At 48.8% G+C, this 21,687-nt stretch carries 21 protein-coding genes; 19 read left to right on the top strand and 2 right to left on the bottom strand.

Translation table 11 applies throughout. From position 1 onward, the window contains the following. The 16 genes from EDC32_RS15390 to EDC32_RS15315 all read left to right on the top strand — a co-directional run bounded on the left by EDC32_RS15390 (position 1) and on the right by EDC32_RS15315 (position 15,647). Positions 1–969, top strand: a complete 969-nt coding sequence (locus EDC32_RS15390; RefSeq protein WP_132223662.1) for a DHH family phosphoesterase — start codon at positions 1–3, stop codon at positions 967–969. Further along, positions 966–1,877 (top strand): tRNA pseudouridine(55) synthase TruB, encoded by a 912-nt coding sequence (truB, locus tag EDC32_RS15385; RefSeq protein ID WP_132223659.1) that lies wholly within the window; start codon positions 966–968, stop codon positions 1,875–1,877. Before EDC32_RS15390 ends, truB begins: the two co-directional genes overlap by 4 nt. Further along, positions 1,877–2,818, top strand: a complete 942-nt coding sequence (locus EDC32_RS15380) for a bifunctional riboflavin kinase/FAD synthetase (RefSeq protein ID WP_132223656.1) — start codon at positions 1,877–1,879, stop codon at positions 2,816–2,818. The genes truB and EDC32_RS15380 overlap by 1 nt, the downstream gene beginning before the upstream one ends. A gap of 139 nt (positions 2,819–2,957) precedes the next feature. Beyond that, the gene (rpsO, locus tag EDC32_RS15375) at positions 2,958–3,227 is read left to right on the top strand and encodes a 30S ribosomal protein S15 (protein WP_022738982.1); all 270 of its coding nucleotides are present in this window, start codon (positions 2,958–2,960) and stop codon (positions 3,225–3,227) included. 138 nt (positions 3,228–3,365) lie between these two features. Then, positions 3,366–5,495, top strand: a complete 2,130-nt coding sequence (gene pnp / locus EDC32_RS15370; protein ID WP_022738981.1) for a polyribonucleotide nucleotidyltransferase — start codon at positions 3,366–3,368, stop codon at positions 5,493–5,495. Positions 5,496–5,609: 114 nt separating this feature from the next. Then, positions 5,610–6,587, top strand: coding sequence for a polysaccharide deacetylase family protein (locus EDC32_RS15365; RefSeq protein ID WP_022738979.1), 978 nt, complete (start codon positions 5,610–5,612; stop codon positions 6,585–6,587). 56 nt (positions 6,588–6,643) lie between these two features. Beyond that, positions 6,644–7,888, top strand: coding sequence for a M16 family metallopeptidase (locus EDC32_RS15360; RefSeq protein WP_132223653.1), 1,245 nt, complete (start codon positions 6,644–6,646; stop codon positions 7,886–7,888). 1 nt (position 7,889) lies between these two features. Further along, positions 7,890–8,333, top strand: coding sequence for a dUTP diphosphatase (gene dut, locus EDC32_RS15355; RefSeq protein WP_022738976.1), 444 nt, complete (start codon positions 7,890–7,892; stop codon positions 8,331–8,333). Positions 8,334–8,349: 16 nt separating this feature from the next. Further along, positions 8,350–8,541 carry an aspartyl-phosphate phosphatase Spo0E family protein gene (locus tag EDC32_RS15350; protein ID WP_022738975.1) on the top strand — a complete coding sequence of 64 codons (192 nt, stop codon included), beginning with the start codon at positions 8,350–8,352 and terminating at the stop codon, positions 8,539–8,541. A 102-nt stretch (positions 8,542–8,643) separates the two neighbouring features. Beyond that, complete coding sequence (locus EDC32_RS15345) at positions 8,644–8,889, top strand: YlmC/YmxH family sporulation protein (protein ID WP_022738974.1); 246 nt, start codon at positions 8,644–8,646, stop codon at positions 8,887–8,889. 99 nt (positions 8,890–8,988) lie between these two features. Continuing rightward, complete coding sequence (gene dpsA / locus EDC32_RS15340; RefSeq protein WP_132223647.1) at positions 8,989–9,888, top strand: dipicolinate synthase subunit DpsA; 900 nt, start codon at positions 8,989–8,991, stop codon at positions 9,886–9,888. Then, positions 9,888–10,490, top strand: a complete 603-nt coding sequence (locus EDC32_RS15335; RefSeq protein WP_132223644.1) for a dipicolinate synthase subunit B — start codon at positions 9,888–9,890, stop codon at positions 10,488–10,490. Before dpsA ends, EDC32_RS15335 begins: the two co-directional genes overlap by 1 nt. Positions 10,491–10,593: 103 nt before the next feature. Continuing rightward, positions 10,594–11,631, top strand: coding sequence for an aspartate-semialdehyde dehydrogenase (locus tag EDC32_RS15330; RefSeq protein ID WP_132223641.1), 1,038 nt, complete (start codon positions 10,594–10,596; stop codon positions 11,629–11,631). A 16-nt stretch (positions 11,632–11,647) separates the two neighbouring features. After that, positions 11,648–12,877, top strand: a complete 1,230-nt coding sequence (gene dapG, locus EDC32_RS15325) for an aspartate kinase (RefSeq protein WP_132223638.1) — start codon at positions 11,648–11,650, stop codon at positions 12,875–12,877. Between the two features lie 20 nt (positions 12,878–12,897). Beyond that, entirely contained in the window at positions 12,898–13,776 is an 879-nt protein-coding gene (gene dapA, locus EDC32_RS15320) for a 4-hydroxy-tetrahydrodipicolinate synthase (RefSeq protein ID WP_425460179.1), read from the top strand. A gap of 194 nt (positions 13,777–13,970) precedes the next feature. Further along, positions 13,971–15,647, top strand: coding sequence for a ribonuclease J (locus EDC32_RS15315; RefSeq protein WP_106342210.1), 1,677 nt, complete (start codon positions 13,971–13,973; stop codon positions 15,645–15,647). A gap of 606 nt (positions 15,648–16,253) precedes the next feature. Here the strand turns inward: EDC32_RS15315 and EDC32_RS15310 are convergent. Continuing rightward, entirely contained in the window at positions 16,254–16,904 is a 651-nt protein-coding gene (locus tag EDC32_RS15310; RefSeq protein ID WP_132223632.1) for an HNH endonuclease, read from the bottom strand. Positions 16,905–17,781: 877 nt separating this feature from the next. Here EDC32_RS15310 and EDC32_RS16465 point away from each other — a divergent pair. Together EDC32_RS16465 and EDC32_RS15305 are read left to right on the top strand one after the other, a co-directional pair. Beyond that, positions 17,782–17,955, top strand: a complete 174-nt coding sequence (locus EDC32_RS16465; protein WP_158283412.1) for a hypothetical protein — start codon at positions 17,782–17,784, stop codon at positions 17,953–17,955. 456 nt (positions 17,956–18,411) lie between these two features. Then, the gene (locus EDC32_RS15305; protein WP_132223629.1) at positions 18,412–19,704 is read left to right on the top strand and encodes an MDR family MFS transporter; all 1,293 of its coding nucleotides are present in this window, start codon (positions 18,412–18,414) and stop codon (positions 19,702–19,704) included. Here the strand turns inward: EDC32_RS15305 and EDC32_RS15300 are convergent. After that, on the bottom strand, positions 19,696–19,923 hold the full coding sequence (locus EDC32_RS15300; protein ID WP_132223627.1) for a hypothetical protein: 228 nt from the start codon (positions 19,921–19,923) through the stop codon (positions 19,696–19,698). The genes EDC32_RS15305 and EDC32_RS15300 overlap by 9 nt on opposite strands. A gap of 785 nt (positions 19,924–20,708) precedes the next feature. Between EDC32_RS15300 and EDC32_RS15295 the strand changes: the two genes are divergently transcribed. Beyond that, positions 20,709–21,644 (top strand): S66 peptidase family protein, encoded by a 936-nt coding sequence (locus tag EDC32_RS15295; protein ID WP_132223624.1) that lies wholly within the window; start codon positions 20,709–20,711, stop codon positions 21,642–21,644. Positions 21,645–21,687 lie beyond the last annotated feature (43 nt).

Genomic DNA, 21,687 nt, shown 5'->3' with positions numbered 1-21,687 from the left:
ATGAACTGGATTCAACCTTTGGAACAATGGATTGAAGAAGCGGATCGTGTGCTGGTCGTGTCTCACATCCACCCGGATGGAGACGCGATCAGCTCTACGCTTGCAATGGGAACGATGTTACAGGCTATGGGAAAACAAGTGGTTATGGTTAATGAGTCTCCATTGCCTAAGAAATTCGCGTTTCTTCCAGGAGCGGACGAAGTGAAGCAGGTCCATGAAGTCAGCGAACCCTTTGAGCGGGTGGTGGCTTTGGACTGCGCTGATCGGGCTCGAATGGGGGCTTGTTGCGAATTGATCGCCCCAGGTGCTTCCGTGGTTAATATCGATCATCACGCCACCAATGATGCGTTTGGAACGATGAACATCGTCCAGCCGCAAGCGGCGGCAACGGCGGAGATCCTTTATGATTGGATTGACCAAAGCCGCGTGGGGTGGAATGAGGAGCTGGCAACCCATATTTACACAGGATTGTTGACCGACACCGGCGGTTTCCGATATTCCAACACATCTCCGAAGGTGTTGCGGCAAGCGGCCAAATTGGTTGAGATGGGCATCTCTTTCCACCAAATAGCCGATCAAGTGCTTGAGACTGTGACACTGCCTCAATTGCGTTTATTAAAGGCGGCGCTGGGGACACTACAGCAAACGGATGATGGATTGGTCGCGTGGATGAAGTTGGCCAAGGCCGATATTGCAAATGCGTCCCATGATGATTTGGATGGTATCGTCAACTATGCCCGCAATATTTTAGGGGTTGATGTGGGAATCTTGTTTAGAGAGGAGCAACCCCAGACGGTCAAAGTCAGCCTGCGGTCGCGCGAGCTTGTCGATGTGGGGAGAGTGGCCAAGCAGTTTGGCGGCGGTGGCCATGCCCGGGCGGCGGGTTGCACAGTGCAGGGCACCATCGCGGAAGCGGAAGCGAGCGTGTTGGCGGAAATCCGTTCGCAGCTTAGGAGTGAAGCAAGATGACAATGCATGGGATTTTGCCGGTATTCAAACCACGCGGCCGCACTTCGCACGACATGGTGGCAGCCATACGTCGCTTGGCCAAGCAAAAGCGGGTGGGGCACACCGGCACATTGGACCCAGAGGTGGAGGGCGTGTTGCCCATTTGCTTAGGGCAGGCGACTCGCGTGGTGGAGTATGTGCAAGCGTTGCCGAAACGTTATCGCGGTTCGCTTAGGCTTGGCGTCGCGACGGATACAGAGGATCAAACCGGGCAGGTGACAGAACAAGTGGAGGCGGTACCTGACATCACACGAGAAGGGGTTGAATCAGTCATTCAGCGCTTTGTGGGTGAGATTGAGCAGGTGCCGCCTATGTATTCTGCCGTAAAAATCGAGGGCAAACGATTGTATCAATTGGCCCGGGAAGGAAAAGTGGTGGAACGCCCCAGCCGAAAGGTTACCATCCATGAGTTAAAGGTATTGAAACTGGAAGAGGGAAGATATCCGGTTATCCATTTTGAAGTACTTTGCTCCAAAGGGACGTATGTGCGGACGTTGTGCGTGGATTTGGGCAAAGCCTTGGGATATCCGGCGCATATGAATTCTTTGATCCGCGTTCAGAGTGGACCGTTCCGCTTGGAAGAGTGTTACAACCTCGCTGAGTTGGAAGCTTTGGGCGGGCCAGCGGAATGGAAACGCGTTTTAACACCGATCGACGGTGGATTGACTCATTTCCCGGCGGTGACCGTCAACGGGGTCAATGCGAAAAAAGTGTTGGACGGCGGGTGGCTGACCCTTGACGAAAGCGGAGTGGAAGCGGGACAATTATTTCGGGTGTATGCGGACACGGGAGCTTTTTTGGCCTTGTACCGCATGGGCTCGGCTGGACGAGCCAAGCCGGAAAAAGTATTTCGGGATGTGGAACGCTGATGGAAATCATTCATGTGACTTACCCTTTTATTCCGCAAACGCCTGAGGCTGAATGGGTGCTGGCGATCGGTTACTTTGACGGGGTGCATCGCGGTCACCAAGCGGTGATTCGTGAAGCCATCCAGTTGGCGAAAGAGCTTCATGCCCGCCCTGCGGTGATGACGTTCGACCCCCATCCTCGGGACGTGTTGGGTCAGGCTCACATCACCCGCTATTTGACGCCGCTTGACGAAAAGTTGAAGCAGTTTGCCAAGTTGGGTGTGGAACGGGCGATTGTAATGAAATTCGATTTGACCTTTGCGGCGTTGTCCAAAGAAGCATTTGTAGAGGAAGTGTTGTTGCCGTTGGGGGTCAAAGGGGTTGTGACTGGCTTCAACTTCACTTTTGGCCGCAAGGCAACCGGTACGGCGACTGACTTGGCCGACTTGGCACAGGGCCGGTTTGTTACACGCGTGGTAAATCAAATTGATCTGGGGGAAGGGCCGGTCAGTAGCACCCGATTGCGCCAAGCGTTGGCTGATGGGGATATGACATTGGTTACACGCATTTTGGGACGGCCTTATTCCTTTGAAGGCGTGGTAGTGGACGGTGACAAGCGGGGACGGCAGATGGGTTTTCCGACCGCCAATTTGCAGCTGACCGCTCCATACCTAATTCCGCGCCGTGGGGTTTATGTCGTCGGTGTGACTGTGGACGGGGAGCCGGCCCACGGCCTGATGAATATCGGAGTGCGACCTACTTTCTCCGATCCGACGCCGAAGGTAATGCTGGAAGTGCATTTGCTTGACAAACATGCGGACTTGTACGGGAAAGTGTTGCGGGTTTCTTGCTTGTCGTTCATTCGCGAAGAGAAAAAATTCTCAGGCGTCGATGAACTGATCAAGCAGATCAACCAAGATAAACAACATGCGGAAGAGTGGTTGCAAATCTACGCGAAATAAGCGCTCGCTTCTTGTGCAACACACCATGTTATGCTATACTATTCCGGTGGCAAACATGCCACGACAACCCTAGCTCGGATGGCCGAGGCCTCGACGGTGGTCTGGGTTAAGGGGGATTAGAATAAGGAGGATATGAGACATGGCATTAACCAATGAAGTAAAAAGAGACATCATCAACCAATTTAAAAAACACGAAGGCGATACGGGTTCCCCGGAAGTGCAAATCGCCATTCTGACTCATCGTATCAATGAGCTGAACGCTCACTTGAAAGACCACAAGAAAGATCATCATTCCCGCCGTGGTCTTCTGAAAATGGTTGGTCAGCGTCGTAACCTGCTCAACTATTTGAAGAACAAAGACATCACCCGTTATCGCGAACTCATTGAAAAGCTTGGTCTGCGTCGATAAGAACACAAGCGGGGCATTTTTGCCCCGCTTTTTATCTTACCTTCCTTTTAAAAAGTTAAGAGAAGGAACATACTGTACATATGAAGAAGTATGGAATGTTTGTGTGTGTTTTTCTTGAGAGGGGGAAATACTTGTACTATGGAATCAGCACTATTTGAAACGGAATTAGCAGGACGCAAACTCGTACTTGAAATTGGGAAATTTGCTGGGTTAGCTAACGGTTCCGTTATGGTTCGTTATGGCGATACAGTCGTGATGGCGACGGTGGTCGCTTCCAAAGAACCGCGTGATACGGACTTTTTTCCATTGACAGTCAATTATGAAGAGCGCTTGTATGCCGTGGGCAAAATCCCGGGCGGGTTTATCAAGCGAGAAGGCCGCCCGAGCGATAAAGCCATTTTGGCCAGCCGTTTGATTGATAGACCCATTCGTCCGCTGTTTGATGAAGGGTTCCGGCATGAAGTGCAAGTGGTCACGATTGTGATGTCTGTCGATCAAGATTGTTCCTCTGAGATTGCGGCACTCATCGGCGCATCCACTGCACTCTCCATTTCTGACATCCCATTCCGGGGGCCGATCGGCGGTGTAATCGTAGGGCGTGTCGATGGCAAACTGGTTATCAATCCGACGGTCGAGCAACAAGAGCGATCTGATCTGCACCTGGTTGTAGCGGGAACAAAAGAAGGCATCAACATGGTGGAAGCGGGATCAAAACAGATTCCGGAAGAAACGATCTTGGAAGCGATTCTCCTCGGTCATGAGGTAATCAAGAAGATTGTGGCCTTCCAAGAAGAGATCGTGGCGCAAGTGGGCAAACCGAAAATGGAAGTCCAGCTGTACCAGGTAGACGAGCAGATTGATGCGCGGGTGCGCGCGTTGGCTACCGATTCTTTGCTTGCTGCCGTGCAAGTGACGGAAAAGCAGGCCCGACAGGATGCCATTGATCAAGTGAAAAAACAAACCCTTGAACAAATGTTGGAAGAATTGGGCGAAGAGGCATTCGCCGAACATGAAAAAGATATCAACACTGTGTTGGACAAGATTGTGAAGGAAGAAGTGCGCCGCCTGATCGTCGAAGAAGGCAAACGGCCAGACGGTCGCAATCCGGAGGAAATTCGTCCGCTTTCCAGCGAGATTGGCATTTTGCCGCGCACACATGGTTCCGGTCTGTTCCGGCGGGGTCAAACCCAAGTGCTGAGCGTTTGTACCTTGGGGGCCTTGGGTGATGTGCAGATTTTGGACGGCTTGGATCTGGAAGAATCAAAGCGGTTCATGCACCATTACAACTTCCCGCCGTTTAGCGTAGGGGAAGCGAGACCGATCCGTGCACCGGGACGCCGTGAAATCGGCCATGGAGCCCTGGGTGAACGGGCATTGGAACAAGTGATTCCATCCGAAGACGAGTTCCCATACACCATTCGCCTCGTATCCGAAGTGTTGGAGTCCAACGGGTCCACTTCGCAAGCAAGTATTTGTGCTTCCACTTTGGCATTGATGCATGCAGGGGTGCCGATCAAAGCGCCGGTCGCCGGTATCGCGATGGGATTGGTGAAAGAAGACAACAAAGTGGTTGTGTTGACTGATATTCAAGGCATGGAAGACCATTTGGGTGACATGGACTTCAAGGTGGCTGGAACGCGCCGCGGCGTGACTGCGTTGCAAATGGACATTAAAATATCCGGCATTGACCGCTCGATTCTCGAACGGGCGCTGGAACAAGCCAAAAAAGCGCGGATGACCCTTTTGGACAACATGGAGGCGACCATCAGCGAGCCGAACAAAGAGTTGTCCCCATACGCTCCAAAAATCCTGACCATGCGCATTCACCCCGACAAGATCCGTGACGTCATCGGGCCGAGCGGGCGCGTGATCAACAAGATTATCGAAGAAACCGGCGTGAAGATCGACATCGAGCAAGACGGCCGTATTTATATCGCTTCCCCGGAAACGAGTCAAAACGAACGTGCCAAGAAGATTATCGAAGATTTGGTGCGTGAAGTAGTTGTCGGCGAGATTTACGTTGGTACAGTGAAGCGAGTAGAAAAATACGGAGCCTTTGTGGAGCTGTTCCCAGGCAAAGAAGGGTTAGTCCACATTTCGCAGCTTGATGTGAACCGTGTCGCCAAAGTGCAAGATGTGGTTAATGTCGGTGATTCCATCAAGGTTAAAGTGACGGAAATCGACGATCAAGGTCGGATTAATCTCTCGCGCAAAGTGCTTCTCAAACAAGAGGATAAGAACACTGAGCAGAAAAAACATAGCAAGTGAAACAAGAGAGGCAAAAAGAGACAGAGCGATCTGCCTCTTTTTTTACGCCTAAAGACTTCAGCAGAATAGGGAATTGTCCACCCGCATAAGGTAGGAATAAAGGAGGTGGACACCTTGTTCTTCCCAGCCAGATTAACGGCCTTTATCCTTATCATTTTGTTGCTGTTTTTCATGGCAGATACGCCTTTTATGGAAGCTTATGTGACTGCTGTGAAGCAAGGGAAAGATATCCCGGCATGGGCGCATGCGGATGAAGATGAGTTGTTGCGCAAGCAAATCCAAGCAGAAGCCCCCAAACGATTCATTCCGCCAATTGATGCGCGGGTTGATCGGGTGTGGAAGCTCATTCCCGGATTAAACGGGAGAGAAGTGGATATTGAAGCGACCATCAAAGAGACCAAAAAGCAGAAACGGAATCGCCCCATCCGCTGGGTGTACCGCCAAGTCAAGCCGGCTGTACCAATGGAAGAACTGGGCGCCCATCCTATTTACCGGGGGAATGAGCAAAAGAAGGCCGTCGCGTTGATGGTGAATGTAGCTTGGGGAACCGAATATTTGCCGAAAATGTTGCAAATATTGCGGCAAGAAAACGTGAAAGCGACGTTTTTTTTGGACGGATCATGGCTTAAACAAAATCCAGACATGGCTCGGAGGATAGTGAAAGAGGGGCATGAAATAGGCAACCACGCTTATTCCCATCCGATGATGAGTCAGTTGACCCCAGAGCGGATGAATGAAGAAATTAGCAAAACGAATCAGCTGATTGAAAAAACGCTTGGCGTCAAGAGCCGCTGGTTTGGCCCGCCCGCAGGCGATTTCAATCAACGGGTGGTAGCCGTTGCTGCGGCTCACGGAATGCATACTGTATTATGGACCGTAGATACAGTTGACTGGCGCAAGTCAGTTTCTCCCGCAATGATGGTGAACAAGGTGAAGGAGGCTATGGGCCCCGGTCATTTGCTGTTGACTCATCCCACGGATCGGACGGTGGAGGCATTGCCGCTGATTTTGCGCACAATGAAGGAGAAGGGGTGCCGCTGGTTGACAGTTGGGCGTTTGCTCTCATCGGAACGGCTGGAGACGATTGAGTGAACAAGAGAGTTTTGATATAGTAGGGATATTGTTTTTTATGAGAAGGAGGATCCTGCGTGATCGTTAAACATACGCTTCCAAATGGTGTGCGCATAGTTGCTGAGAAGATTCCCCATGTCCGCTCGATCGCTTTTGGGATTTGGGTCGGAACGGGCTCCGAGCGTGAGACACCGCAAAATAACGGCATCTCCCATTTCATTGAGCACATGCTGTTCAAGGGGACCAAAAAGCGGTCAGCCCGTCAGTTGGCGGAAGCGTTTGATGAAATCGGGGGTCAAGTGAACGCGTTCACATCCAAAGAGATTACTTGTTATTACGCCAAAGTGCTGGATCAGCATTTCCCAACAGCACTCGACGTTTTGTCGGATATGTTTTTTGAATCGGTGTTTGCCGAAGAGGAGATTGAAAAAGAGAAAAAGGTAATCATCGAAGAAATCCGGATGGTGGAAGACACACCGGACGATTTGGTGCATGATCTTTTATCTGAGGCATCTCTTGGGCAGCACGCACTAGGGTATCCCGTTTTGGGAAGTGAAGAGACAGTTGAGGCTTTTACCCGGCAAGATTTGGTGCGCTACCGCGAGCAATACTATACGCCGCAACAAGTGGTGGTGGCTTTAGCGGGCAACTTGCCGGATGATTATCTCGAACAGATCGAAGAGGTTTTCAGTGGCTACCAAGGCCGGACCATCACACGAACAGATGATCTCCCGGTCTTTACCCCAGGCACAAAAGTAAAGGAAAAACCGACGGAGCAAACGCATTTGTGCATCGGTTTGCCTGGTCTCGCTGTCAAAGACTCGCGGATTTACACATTGGTGTTGCTTAATAATGTCTTGGGGGGCAATATGAGCTCGCGCTTGTTTCAAGAAATACGCGAAGAGCGTGGATTGGCCTATTCTGTCTACTCATACCATTCAGCCCACCGGGACATGGGGATTTTCGCCATTTACGCGGGAACCAAACATGGCCAGGAAGAAGAAGTGGTCGATTGCGTCCAACATATCATGACGCAAGTAAAAGACAAGGGCATCTCTCATGCGGAGTTGGTTAAGGCCAAAGAGCAGCTGAAAAGCAACCTCATGCTGGGACTTGAAAGCACCAACAACCGCATGAGCCGATTAGGTCGAAATGAATTACTTTTGGGCCGTCACCTCTCATTGGATGAAATCGTGGAAAGCGTGGAGAACATCACGCTGGACGATGTGAATGACTTGGCTCGGGAAATGATCGCTTCCCCCATGTCGCTCGCCCTTATATCTCCAGATGCCAAGGTGCCGGCTACCTTTAGGAGGAACTAAGTTGATTGATGTCAAACTAATTCAATTACCAGGAAACGAAGATTTGCCTCTTCCAGTGAAAATGTCCACAGGCTCCAGCGGTTTTGATTTGCATGCGGCGATACATGGAGAAGTGCTCATCGAACCGGGTAAGTGGAAATTAATCAAAACGGGCATTGCGATTTCAATGCCGAATGGACTTGAAGCGCAAGTGCGCCCGCGCAGTGGTTTGGCTTTAAAGCATGGGATTACGGTGTTAAATACGCCTGGCACCATCGATGCCGATTACCGCGGAGAAATCGGAGTGATCATGCTCAATCTGGGAGATGAGGCATTTGTGGTCCGACGTGGAGAACGGATTGCTCAATTGGTGTTCATGTCGGTTCCGCAAGTGGAAATCCAAGTGGTGGAACAATTGGACGATACCGCGCGCGGATCGGGCGGATTTGGTCATACGGGCAGATAAGGAAGAGGGGATCTGCATGACCGAAGAGTCGCTGAGCCGTCTGGAACAAGAAATGGAACGCCTTCGCTCGCAGCTACACCAATCCGTGGAGGGGGAACCCTCACGGTTGTCTGCGGAGCATGTGTTACCGCTTTCCAAACGATTGGACACACTCATCGTCGCTATGCAAAAAGCGAAACGAATATGCCGCCAAACACGCATTGGTTGATCTAGACCCGGGATACTTCCCGGGTTTCTTTCGTTTTTCAGTCATATGTCCATAAGTAAACCATACATTCAATAACAGCACCCCAAATGAGGAGGGCGAATCATGAGATGGAGTGAATTTGCCGTCAAAGAATGCGTGGATGTGAGCAATGGGGAAAAGCTGGGCAGCTTTGCGGCGGCTGATATGGAATTTAATCCGACGACGGGAAAAATCGAAGGCATTTTGTTGGAAACGGCAAGAGGTGCGTGGCTCAAGAAAAACGCCCGGCAGCTGGCTTTATCTTGGGCGATGATCAAAAAAATCGGTCCGGAAATCGTCATTGTGGACACCCACTCAGAAAAAAGGTAACCCCTATTCCACCAGTGACATATGATGCAAGCAAGGATAGTACTTTGGCATGCGCCCTTATTCAATCATTATTTTCCCTGGGAAAGGGGTCGTGAGCAAATGCTGACTGGCAAGCATGTGGTCTTCCTCGGTGGTGATGCAAGGCAGTTGGAAGTGATCAAAAGCTGCATTCAGATGAATGCCCGCGTGAGCCTCATCGGTTATGACAATTTACAAAGCCCGTTCAGCGGGGCTTCTCTTAAAGAATTGTCGACCGAAGTGCTAAGTAAAGCAGATGTGCTTGTCTTGCCGATTGTGGGAACGGATGAACACGGACATGTAAGCAGTGTGTTCACTTCTGACACGCTCATCCTCACGGAAGAGCACCTCTCTTCACTGCCGGCGCATTGCATCGTATTTGCGGGAATCGCCAAGCCGTATTTGAAGGATTTGTGCGCAAGATATGGGATTGAGCTGATTGAGTTGATGCAACGGGATGACGTGGCGATCTACAATTCAATCCCCACGGTAGAGGGCGCTTTGATGATGGCCATTCAGAACACGGATATAACAATACACGGATCGGTCTGCTTGGTATTGGGGATGGGTCGATGCGGCCTTTCATTGGCTCGCGTCCTGCATGCTATCGGTGCTGATGTGAGAGTGGGGGTTCGCAGTTCTGCCCATCACGCGCGCGCGTTTGAAATGGGGTTCAAGGCGTTTGACACCCAAGAGCTTAACCAACATGTGAAAGAGGCGGATTTGATATTTAACACCATCCCGGCGCCGATTATTACAGCCCAGACGCTCAGCCAGTGCCCGCATGATGTGGTAATCATCGATTTGGCTTCCAAGCCGGGTGGAGTCGATTACGCCTTTGCCGAGAAAAGGGGCATTAAAGCGATCTTGGCCCCCAGCTTGCCGGGGATCGTCGCACCTAAAACGGCGGGCCGGATTTTGGCTCGAACCATTACGCAGTTGTTGAAACCGATGGAACTTCAAAAGGAGGGGAACGTTTGATGAACTTCCAAGGGTACACCATCGGCTTTGGTTTGACAGGATCTCATTGCACACATGATGAAGTGTTGCCGCAGATGAAACGACTGGTCTCATTGGGGGCGGAAGTGATTCCGATCATTTCTCACACCGTCGCGACAGTAGATAGCCGGTTTGGAACGGCGGAAGATTGGCGGCGGAAGATCGAGGATATCACAGGGCGGACGCCGCTCATGACGGTGCCGGAAGTTGAACCGTTCGGGCCGAAACAAACATTGGACTGCATGTTGATCGCTCCTTGCACAGGCAACACACTGTCGCGGCTGGCCAACGCCATGACGGATGGGCCGGTTTTGATGGCCGCCAAGGCGCAAATGCGCAATCATCGGCCAGTTGTGCTTGCCATATCTACCAATGACGCGTTAGGATTAAATGCGATAAACCTCGCCCGTCTACTCGCGGCGAAAGATATTTACTTCGTTCCTTTCGGCCAAGATGCGCCGGAAAAAAAGCCCAAATCGATGGTTGCGCGAATGGAGTTGATACCGGAGACGTGTCTCGCCGCGATAGAAGGGAGACAACTGCAACCATTAATAGTTGAAAAATATCGGGATTTGGCTAAATAATATAGTATGCTATTAAAAGCCTATTTGTCCCCTAAACGAGAAATGGGATTTAGGGGACATTTGTCATAATGAACAGCGTGCTGCTTGGGAGGGAATGATACTTATGACAATAAAAGGATATACAGTAGCGGTTGTGGGCGCAACGGGTGCTGTGGGACAACAGATGGTCAAATACTTGGAAAAACGGGAGTTCCCGGTGAAAGAATTGCGTCCGCTCGCTTCAAAGCGTTCGGCAGGGGGAACGATTTCTTTTAAGGGACAGGAAGTTACGATTCAGGAAGCGACACCGGAAGCATTTGAAGGCGTGGAGATCGCCCTTTTTAGTGCAGGCGGGAACGTGAGCAAAGTGTTGGCTCCGGAAGCCGTGAAACGGGGCGCGGTGGTTATCGACAACTCCAGTGCTTTTCGGATGGATCCCCAAGTGCCGCTGATTGTGCCTGAGGTGAATGCGGACAAAATCAAAGAGCATCAAGGAATTATCGCAAACCCGAACTGCTCGACGATCCAAATGGTTGTCGCGTTGAAACCGCTGTTGGAACGATATGGAATTGAGCGGATCATCGTATCAACCTACCAAGCGGTATCCGGTGCCGGCTGGAAAGCGGCTATCGCGCTGGAAGAGCAAAGCAAAGCTGTGTTGAATGGTGAAGAGGTGACACCGTCCGTCCTGCCGGTAGGCAAATTGGATAAACATTATCAAATTGCGTTTAACGTGATCCCTCAGATTGATGTGGGGCAGGAAAACGGATATACCTTTGAAGAGATGAAAATGGTCAATGAAACCAAAAAAATCCTAGGTGACGACAGCATCGGCGTGACAGCCACGTGCGTACGCGTTCCGGTGGTGCGCGGCCATAGCGAATCCGTGTACGTCGAGTTGAAGTCGGAGTATGATTTAGAAGAGGTTCGACAACTGTTGAGCGAGGCTCCGGGAGTTATTGTGCAAGACGATATTCAAGAGCAAGTGTATCCGATGCCGCTTCAGGCGACAGATCGCATGGAAACATTTATTGGCCGCCTGCGGCGTGATTTGACGCATCCACGCGGCTTAAATATGTGGGTTGTGTCTGACAACTTGTTAAAAGGTGCGGCCACCAACGCTGTCCAAATCGCCGAAGCGCTCATCGATCAAGATAGATGAAGAGAAGGGATATGTCATGGGGATTTTAGTGCAAAAATTTGGCGGAACTTCCGTTGCCACACCTGAACAACGGGCTCGGGTTCTGCACCATATCAGAAAAGCCTTGGCGGAAGAATACCGCTTGGTTGTCGTCGTGTCGGCGATGGGCAGAAAAGGGGACCCTTACGCGACGGATACGCTGTTGCAATTGCCGAAGCAATACGATGACCAGATTACGCCGCGCGAAAAAGACATGTTGATGAGCTGTGGTGAAATCATCTCCGCAACCACGATTTCGAGCATGTTGACCAAACACGAGATCAAGAATGTTGTGTTGACTGGTGGACAAGCGGGAATCATCACCAATGACCATCATACCAATGCCCAGATTATCACGGTCAACCCCAAGCGAATCCTGCGGGAGTTGGAAGGGAATCAGGTAGTGGTAGTGGCTGGCTTCCAGGGGCAGACCACGGATGGCGAAATCACCACCCTTGGCCGAGGCGGGAGCGACACGACAGCGACGGCGTTGGGCGTGGCCTTGCGCGCTGATTATGTAGACATTTTTACTGATGTCGAAGGGATTATGACAGCAGATCCCCGTATTGTGGATGACGCTTCCTACTTAGAGAGGGTTACTTACACAGAAATGTGCAACCTCGCTTTTCAAGGGGCCAAAGTGATTCATCCTCGTGCGGTGGAGATTGCGATGCAAACCAATACACCGATTCGCGTACGATCCACGATGTCTGATCATCCGGGGACATTGGTGACCAATGCGACGGAATCTGATCGCCTGGCCGGGGAAGTTAGGGATTTGACCATTATTGGGATTACCCAGATGGCTGATGTGACGCAGATCAAAATTCGGTTGGAACAAGGTCAATACGATTCACAGCTTAAAGTGTTCAAAACGATGGCAGATCACGGGATCAGTGTTGACTTCATCAGTGTCAACCCCAGCGAGATCGCATATACCGTATATGATGGGATGGCGGAGCGGGCGGCCCAATTGCTGACCGGATTGGGTCTCCATCCGGAGTTGACCGGGGGATGTGCCAAGGTGTCGGTAGTCGGGGCGGGCATCGCGGGAGTGCCAGGAGTGATGGCCAAGATCTCCGAAGCCCTGACAGAAGAAGACATTCAAATACTCCAATCGGCTGACTCGCATACGACGATTTGGGTATTGGTGCGCGGGGAAGACATGGTGAAAGCCGTGCGCGCCCTTCATAGAAAATTCGACTTGCACAACATACACTTTTCTTAAACAAATGGAGGAATGCCATTATGCTGTTTGGTCGGTTGATTACGGCCATGTGCACGCCGTTTACGAAAGAGAATCGCATTGATTGGGGTAAAGTGGAAGAATGCATTGATCGCTTGATAGACACTGGTAGCGATGCGATCGTAGTGGCGGGCACCACGGCAGAGTCTCCCACCTTGACTCATGAGGAGAAACTGGAGCTGTTCCGGTTCGCCAAGCAAAAAGCAGCCGGACGCGCTAAAATCATTGCGGGCACCGGGAGTAACAACACAGAGCAAACCATCCTCTTGACCAAAGAAGCAGAGGAGATCGGCGTAGATGGAGTGATGTTGGTAGCCCCTTACTACAACAAGCCATCGCAAGAAGGGCTGTACCAACACTTTAAAACAGTGGCTGAAGCTACCCGATTGCCGGTTATGCTGTACAATGTGCCGGGACGTACCAGTGTAAACATGACTGCGGACACCATGGCGCGTTTGGCCCGGCTGGAAAACGTGGTCGCCATCAAAGAAGCTAGCGGTGACCTCAACCAGATTTCACAATTGGTAATGCAAGTCCCAGAGGACGTTGCTGTCTACAGTGGGGATGACAGCTTAACGTTGCCGATTTTGGCTGTGGGAGGCGCGGGAATCGTCAGCGTGGCCAGCCATTTGGTCGGACGTGAAATGAAAGAGATGATTGAAGCATTTTTTGCGGGAAATCATGCCTTGGCTCTATCTCTGCATCAAAAGTTGCTTCCCGTGTTCAATGGCTTGTTTATGACATCCAGCCCTGTACCACTTAAGTACGCCATGTCATTACAAGGCTGGTGCGAGCCCAATGTGCGCTTGCCTTTGGTGGAAATGTCTGAACAGGAAAAAGCGCAAGCGGAAAGCTGGTTGAAAGTGCTGAAAACCAACTGAATAAAAGCGTGAGAAAAAGGCTGACCATTTTTCTGGTCAGCCTTTTTGCTTGCGGAGAAGACATGTTCTCGGACAACCATTCCAATATTGCGACAAAATAATTTGTTGCATACACATTTTTTGATCGTATATAATGAGAACAAGTGAGAATTGTGCGGTTTACGGGTGACGACAACTAAATGTAGGAGGTTACTTTGTTGAGCAAAAACCAGCGAGGCAAATTACACATTTTTGCACTCGGTGGGTTGGACGAAATCGGAAAAAACATGTATGTGGTGCAGTATGAGAATGACATCGTGGTGATCGATGCGGGTTTGATGTTTCCAGAAGAGGACATGTTGGGAATCGACATCGTCATTCCAGACATCACATACCTGATTGAGAATAAGGAAAAAGTTCGTGGGATCATCTTAACACATGGACATGAAGACCATATCGGAGGACTTCCTTACATTTTGCGTCAATTGAACGTCCCGATCTATGCGACAAAGCTGACGATGGGACTGGTTGAGCATAAATTGCGGGAAGCGCATATCTTAAACGACACCAAACGCTATATCATCAATAACCATTCAGAGATCAAACTGGGTTCCACCTTGAAGGCGACCTTTTTCAATACAAACCACAGCATTCCCGACTCGGTCGGAGTTTGTGTTGAGACGCCGGAAGGTAACGTTGTTCACACGGGGGATTTTAAATTCGATATGACCCCGGTCAATGAAAAAGTGGCGGATATCCATAAGATGGCGGAAATCGGCAGAAAAGGTGTTCTATGTCTTTTATCCGATAGTACCAATGCTGAACGGGCTGGCTTTACTGGATCTGAGCGTACTGTTGGAGAAGGCATTAACGAGGTGTTTCGGAAGGCGAAACAACGGGTTATCGTGGCAACTTTCGCATCCAATATTCACCGGATTCAACAAGTTGTGGATGCTTGCCAGCTTTATGGAAGAAAGCTGGCTGTCGTGGGCCGCAGCATGGTGAACGTGGTGAACATCGCATCCGAATTGGGTTATCTACATATCCCATCAGACCTGCTCATTGAACCGGACGAGATCAACCGTTTGCCGGCCAACCGCGTAGCCGTGATCTCAACAGGAAGCCAAGGGGAATCCATGTCGGCACTGACCCGCATGGCCAACGCTTCCCACCGCAAGGTTGAAATCTTGCCCGGTGACACAGTGATTATCGCCGCAACGCCGATTCCCGGTAATGAAAAACTGATTGGACGCACAGTGGATCAGTTGTTCCGCATTGGTGCCGACGTCGTTTACAGCACCACCTCCCACGTGCATGTCTCCGGACATGGTTCCCAGGAAGATCTCAAATTGATGTTGAGCTTGATCAAACCCAAATACTTTATTCCGATTCATGGTGAGTACCGCATGTTGCGGGCTCACGCCCAACTCGCCGAATCAGTAGGCGTTCGTCCCGAAAACATCTTTATCTGCGACAACGGGGATACGGTTGAGATCTCCGGCGGTAAAGCAAGATACGGTCCAAAAATTACAACAGGAAAAGTGCTCATCGACGGTTTAGGAGTTGGCGACGTTGGAAACATTGTACTTAGAGACCGCAAACTCTTATCGCAAGATGGTATCTTAGTCGTTGTTGTCACCCTTAGCAAGGCAAACGGAGCCATCCTTTCCGGACCAGACATCATCTCCCGTGGCTTCGTGTACGTCCGGGAGTCTGAACAGCTCTTGGATGAAGCAAATCGGATTGTAAGCATGACCATGGAAAAATGCATGAAAGACCAAGTGAGCGAGTGGGCTTCCCTCAAAACAAGCATTCGCGATGCACTCAGCAAATTCTTGTTTGAGCGGACACGCCGCCGCCCCATGATTCTTCCAATTATCATGGAAGTATAGTCAGAACGTAACCGCACATAAGCCATAGCCCCTGAGACGTCAGGGGTTGTGGTTTTTTTATTTTAGCCGGGCCGGTGTTTGGCGGAAATGATATGTTTTATATTACCTATTCTTCTTTTGTATATTGCCCCCTTTCTTCATTCCTTCCATAAGCCGGCGACTGAAAAACCGTTTTTCCCATTTGCTTCACGCGTGACGAGGCGCTCATTGGGAAAAGGTTTTTCAGCCGCTGCTTCTACCACTATTACAGTTACAGCTCCGATGTGTACCGATTCGCCACTGTTGGGGTTGCTTCCGAACCAAGTTGCATCGCACTTTGTTTACAGGAGAATGGAGAGCCTTAGCTCTGGCATTAACCTGGTGTTTAAATTTTAAATACCTGAAGATCCTGATAGTTTTTTGTTTTGGATTATCGGGATTAGCGTTTAAGGAAGTTTGGAGCAATGAACAGTAGGGGAGCAGGTGAACATGCTGGCATCGATGTTCACCCAAAGGCAAGGAAATGACTTTGAATGATGCGAAGAAAGCATGTTCGACTACTCCTCTTTCCTGTCCTATATACTAAGTCCTAAATCAATTTTTGAACTGGGGTACCCCTGGTTGTCACTACAATTTATTATTCGTTACTAACTGTTTCAACTGCTCTTTTGTTAACCACGGTCTCTTTCTATGTAACATTCGATGACAATTAGAGCAAACCAAGGCGATATCCTCAACTTTTGTCATATGCCCGTTTTTTAACTCTGAAACGGGTATAGTGTGGTGACCTTCGATATAGTCTTCCCCAATAGCGCCGTAAAACTCATAAAAATCAAATCCACAAACCTCACAAAACAATCTTCCATCGTGATTAGCTTTAAATATTTCTTTGGCTAATTTGATAACTCTTGGATTTCGTTCTCTGGTAATATGTTGCACTAACTTTGCTTTTCCTTCGGGAAAGCCTATATCGTCTTCAGTTAAGTTGACATTTTTTTTAGAGGGTTCGAAATTTCTCAACCCCCAATAACCATTCCCTTTTCCGTGAACGGCATAAAAAATGTCTTTGCTACTTCCTTTTTCACCAACAAATACATCACAATCGCTCGAATGATGATAAATTGTTGATCTGATTCGAGATTCGAAATGGGGATTAGCTTCGAAATTCATGATATTTCTTTCAACTATTTTTTCGGTTATATCTTTTAATGTGCCCTCTCCACCCAACTCTGAAATAGCTTCAATAACCTCATTGAGCCATGGTCTAGGTTGTGACATGTCAATCTCCTTGTTTATAGTATTATTAACTAAATAAATTATACAATTTTTTATTTGTGGAAAGCGATTTTAATTTGATAGCGAACGTGTTGTGAATTTAAGTAAGCCACTATTGTTATCAGCTTGAGAGAGAGTGACTTTTGTATCACTTTGAATCAATAGTTGTTAATTTATGAAGTTGTAGATTATTGTTATAAGGCATTTCTTTAGTCTACTAAATGTATAAGTTAAATAATACATTTTGACCAAATATGTATTAACCTAGATATAAAAAACTTAGAATCAGAGTGTGATGAACACCTAACCACTTAAGCCACAACCCCTTGGGTGTCCAGGGACTGTGGCTTTTTAATATGTTTACTGTTGTGGGGTCTGTTTGCAGAGATAAACAGTGATGTACGGCAAGTAATATGCATGGAAGAAGGGACTTGGGAAAGAGTCAGCCTTTCATTACCAGCCACCCTAACATGAGATAGATGGCGCCGAAAAGGATGAATGGGAGATAGGTGATAAAGGATTCCATGGCTTTGCACCTCTCTTTTGTTTGATTAAGGGGCACTAAGAGGGAACAAGCTGTTGTAACCTGTTTTCCCAAGCAGACGGAGCCATTGTTAGTTTGTCCAAAATTCTTCTGTCATTCACTCGGGTGAGTCCGGTAAATCAAGTTGAACCTTTTCGCGATGAGAGCCTCTCCACGCGTGAAGCGAATGAGAAAATGGTTTTGGAGCCGCTGGCCTATTCATTACATTCCAGTGACAGTGGAAATATCAAGGGAACGGGTTTTTTTCATCAGGTGAAAAGGAGTATGAACAAGATTTGTATAAATTAACAAATACAGGATATTTTTAGCTGGCATGGGCAAAGGAGTGTTGGATCAATGGGGCGTGAAAATAGCAAAAGAAAAACCACCCCTTCTGAAATGGTCGAAAAATTGGCGAAGTATCTCGGCGTGACTGAAGAATATTTCAGCCGCCGGTTTACGAAGCAAAAAAGAGAATGGATATATTCCAGGTTAAAATTAATAAAACAATGGGAAGAAAATAGAAAGTAGTGAGCGATGACTATTCATATGCATCTTAAACAATACATAAAGCTGTGAGTCAGAAGGAGGAGGGAGGTTGCGTTTTTATATACAGAATATTGATAAATTGATATCTGATTACTGATTTGACAATTGATTGTGAATTTTGTACAATGAGAACGAACGTGGGTTCTATCTGGACAGATAGCGATCCAACAAAACAATAAATGCTTTCAAAAATATGTGAGAAAGGGGATGCACCGTGATGATGAAACGAGTAATGATAATTGTACCATTTCAATATCAGCATAATGAAGGCTTTATTTTTTACCGCGTGCGGTGTTACAATCCCCTCATCAATTCTCTACACTAGGATGGATGATATTCTGTTCTGGCCCAATTGAAATGGAGAGCGCACACACTGGTAAAAGATATTTGCCAGTGTTTTTTGTTGTTGTTTGATAAATGAATTTTGGAGGCTACGGTATGTTTTTAAAAGATTGGGATTTGAATTTGAAGATTCGCTTATTTGGCGAAGGGATTACCAATGTGTTGTTTTGGATGTTTTTCCCGTTTATGTCCGTCTATTTCTCGCAAGTGTTCGGAAAGGAATGGGCGGGAGGTATGCTGGTTTTTTCACAACTGTTGGGGGTGATCGCCAATCTGATCGGCGGGTATTGCGCCGACCGATTTGGGAGGAAACGGATGATGGAGCTATCTGCGTTTGCTAAAGGCGTCTCGTTCTTGGTGTTTGCTTTTGCCAATTCTCCATGGTACACTTCCCCCATTTTGACATACATCAGTTTTGCGGCCCTCGGAATTTGCGGATCCCTTTACTGGCCGGCGAGCCATGCGATGGTAGCGGATTTGGTAAAAGAGGAAGATCGCAATCAAGTGTTCGCCATTTTTTATACAGCTATTAACTTATCCGTGGTGATCGGCCCGTTGTTGGGAAGCATCTTTTTCTTCCATTATCGGTTTGGTTTGTTGTTGGTAGCGGCGTTGACCGCCTTTGTGCTGTCGTTGCTCATTCGGCGTTTTGTGAGTGAAACAATTCCGGAGCGAGCGGTGGCTCACCAAGGAAATCGACTTAAAGCACAGGGGTGGCGGCAATTTGTGCACAGTCATTTACAGGATTATCGAGTCATTTTGTCTGACCGCACCTTCATGCTGTTTATTTTGGCGGGGATTTTGGTGGCCCAAACGTTTATGCAACTCGATTTGGCGCTGGGCATTTATGTGACGGAGAAATTCCCGAGACAAACCTTATTCCATGTTGGTGAGTGGTCGCTTGAAGCGGGTGGTACGACATTTTTCGGATGGCTGGTTGCGGAGAATGGCTTATTGATTGCCCTGTTTACTGTTTGGGTCAGCCGATGGGTCGGTCGGATGCAGGAGAAAAGGGTTTTCCTCTCTTCCGCGTTTTTGTACGGGATTTCCATGTTGGCTTTTGGCAGCAGCACAAATATATGGGTGGCATTGGCGGCCATGGTGCTGTTTACAGTTGGAGAGCTGTTGGTAGTGGGATTACAAGAGAGCTTTGTCTCCAAATTAGCTCCAGAACACATTCGCGGGCAATATTTTGCTGCTGCCAGCATGCGGTTTACGATTGGCAAAACATTGGCACCTTTTTCCATTCCTCTGGCAGCGTGGGTTGGGTATGGATGGATGTTTGTTGTGCTTGCTTGCCTTGCCTGGCTGGGCGGTTTCATATACATGGCGATGTTCCGTCGATTGGAACGCCAACCCGTGATTATAGCGGCCGATCATTCAGCATGAGATATCGTGAAAATCGGAAGAAGAACCCCGGTAGTAACGGGGTTCTTTGTTTTTGCGCTCGACAAAGAGCGCCGATTCATGCGTCATCGGCGGAGTTACTTGCCATTTGGCAGGCAAAAACCGATTAGCAGTAGTCAAATCTCTCGGCGCGATTAATTTGCCGGAGAGCGCGCCCTTCAAATACAAGTGCGTCTGCGATGCGGTTTTCTGCCGTTTCAAAGCGTTCATCTCTGATTGCGTCGATAGAGCGGTTTAATTCTCTGATGGCACGTTTTAAGTTTTTGATGGCACGGCATTTAGCGGACCTTCTGCGAGACATGAAGAACCCCCCTTTGTGATGTGATCAGTTGATATGGAATAGCATATGGATCATTGAGTGAAGTTGCTTGTGTCCCTGCCTTGTTTATAAAAAACTCTAGTAAAAACAGGGTATAGATCTATATTTGAGATACTATCAGTTCTTCAAGTCAAAGGTCCGCGCTTAAATAGTTTTAATATTCAGTTTATAATCATAGTGAAAAAAGCCGGCCATCGGCTGGCAGGAGAGTCCCAAAACGCCAGAATCATTCGGGACATGGGTGGGGTGGGGTATGAACTGACCTATGATGATATGCAGGAAAAGGTGGGTTGTCAGGGGAACTGGCTGGAAGCTGGATGGGGGATGAGGATGGTTGAGGGGAAAAAGGGAAAGGAAATGGAGGAACCAGTGAATGGGTGCACTCCATCCCTTTGCAATGAAATGGTATTGGCGTACACCTATCGTAACCCTTTCTTGGCAACCCATTCAATCATAGGAAAATCACAAATCAATGATAGTTTAAATTGCAGGTAGTCTTAGCTGATCGATTAGCCAGTGTTCTGTGGGAGTCTGCTGAAAAGGGGTTCAACTGCTGATCCGGAAGGAATGTATACTTTTGGCAAGAATGCATTGCTGTGTCGAGTGTATTAAGAATGATTGAAGCCTTTTTAAGCTGTTATGCCAGACGATGATAGGGAGGAAAACAATGAAACCACCAGCATTAAAACCGGGTGATCTGATCGGGGTTATCGCTCCTGCCAGCCCGGTGCCTGAAGAGAGACGGAAATGTGCATTACAAACATTGCGCAGATTTGGTTATCGGGTAAAAGTAGGAGCCTCCGTGCAGGAACAGCATGGCTATTTATCGGGAACAGATGAAGTGCGGGCGCGGGATGTGAATGAGATGTTTGCTGATCCGGAAGTGAGGGCGATCATGTGCATCAGGGGTGGCTATGGCTCACAGCGCCTCCTTGACCGGATCGATTACGCTATGATCAGGAGGAATCCGAAGATTTTTGTAGGCTACAGCGATATTACGTCCCTGCACTTGGCGCTTTGGAAAAAGGCAGGATTGATCACTTTCCACGGGCCCATGGTAGGAGAGTTGGAACATGTCTCGGAGGAAGAGGAGCTGGCTTGGTCGGTTTTATTTCGCCAACTTTCCAATCCTCAACAGCTGGGAAAATATCCAGACACCGGGCGGGCGCACTGTTATACGATCACGCCAGGGAGAGCGACTGGTAGGCTGATCGGGGGAAATCTTTGTCTTTTGGCGGCTTCGATGGGAACTCCTTATGAGCTGGATACTACTGGGAAGATTTTGTTCATTGAAGAGGTGGGAGAAGAGCCTTATCGCATTGACCGCATGCTGACGCAATTGCGTTTGGCTGGAAAGTTGGAACAGGCTGCTGGTATTTTGTTCACCGACTTTCATGATTGCGATGCGGCGAACCCGGAGCGAAGCCTAACTTTGCGCGAAGTGTTGGAGGAGATTGTCCGGCCACTAGGCGTTCCTGCTTATTTTGGCTTTCAAGCTGGACACACCAAGCCGAACCTGACATTGCCCATCGGTATTCGAGCCGACTTGGATGCTGGCGAGGGGACGTTGATATTGTTGGAAGGATGTGTCCAGGCCAACTGATCATAAGCAAAATGGAGAAGCACCCATCCGGCTATGCCGAAAG

The sequence above is a fragment of the Laceyella sacchari genome, assembly GCF_004343255.1.
GTDB classification, from domain to species: Bacteria; Bacillota; Bacilli; order Thermoactinomycetales; family Thermoactinomycetaceae; genus Laceyella; species Laceyella sacchari.
Note: the sequence above shows the minus strand (reverse complement) of the source record. Positions and strands in the feature narration are given on the sequence as shown.

Bases quoted from the DNA above. Each gene is read 5' to 3' on its own strand.
- dpsA (WP_132223647.1), top strand. From the start codon at position 8,989: ATGCTGACTGGCAAGCATGTGGTCTTCCTCGGTGGTGATGCAAGGCAG.
- EDC32_RS15345 (WP_022738974.1), top strand. From the start codon at position 8,644: ATGAGATGGAGTGAATTTGCCGTCAAAGAATGCGTGGATGTGAGCAAT.
- EDC32_RS15380 (WP_132223656.1), top strand. From the start codon at position 1,877: ATGGAAATCATTCATGTGACTTACCCTTTTATTCCGCAAACGCCTGAG.
- EDC32_RS15390 (WP_132223662.1), top strand. From the start codon at position 1: ATGAACTGGATTCAACCTTTGGAACAATGGATTGAAGAAGCGGATCGT.
- EDC32_RS15305 (WP_132223629.1), top strand. From the start codon at position 18,412: ATGTTTTTAAAAGATTGGGATTTGAATTTGAAGATTCGCTTATTTGGC.
- dapA (WP_425460179.1), top strand. From the start codon at position 12,898: ATGCTGTTTGGTCGGTTGATTACGGCCATGTGCACGCCGTTTACGAAA.
- EDC32_RS15310 (WP_132223632.1), bottom strand. From the start codon at position 16,904: ATGTCACAACCTAGACCATGGCTCAATGAGGTTATTGAAGCTATTTCA.
- pnp (WP_022738981.1), top strand. From the start codon at position 3,366: ATGGAATCAGCACTATTTGAAACGGAATTAGCAGGACGCAAACTCGTA.
- dapG (WP_132223638.1), top strand. From the start codon at position 11,648: ATGGGGATTTTAGTGCAAAAATTTGGCGGAACTTCCGTTGCCACACCT.
- EDC32_RS15335 (WP_132223644.1), top strand. From the start codon at position 9,888: ATGAACTTCCAAGGGTACACCATCGGCTTTGGTTTGACAGGATCTCAT.
- EDC32_RS15350 (WP_022738975.1), top strand. From the start codon at position 8,350: ATGACCGAAGAGTCGCTGAGCCGTCTGGAACAAGAAATGGAACGCCTT.
- EDC32_RS16465 (WP_158283412.1), top strand. From the start codon at position 17,782: ATGGGGCGTGAAAATAGCAAAAGAAAAACCACCCCTTCTGAAATGGTC.
- truB (WP_132223659.1), top strand. From the start codon at position 966: ATGACAATGCATGGGATTTTGCCGGTATTCAAACCACGCGGCCGCACT.
- EDC32_RS15295 (WP_132223624.1), top strand. From the start codon at position 20,709: ATGAAACCACCAGCATTAAAACCGGGTGATCTGATCGGGGTTATCGCT.
- EDC32_RS15330 (WP_132223641.1), top strand. From the start codon at position 10,594: ATGACAATAAAAGGATATACAGTAGCGGTTGTGGGCGCAACGGGTGCT.
- rpsO (WP_022738982.1), top strand. From the start codon at position 2,958: ATGGCATTAACCAATGAAGTAAAAAGAGACATCATCAACCAATTTAAA.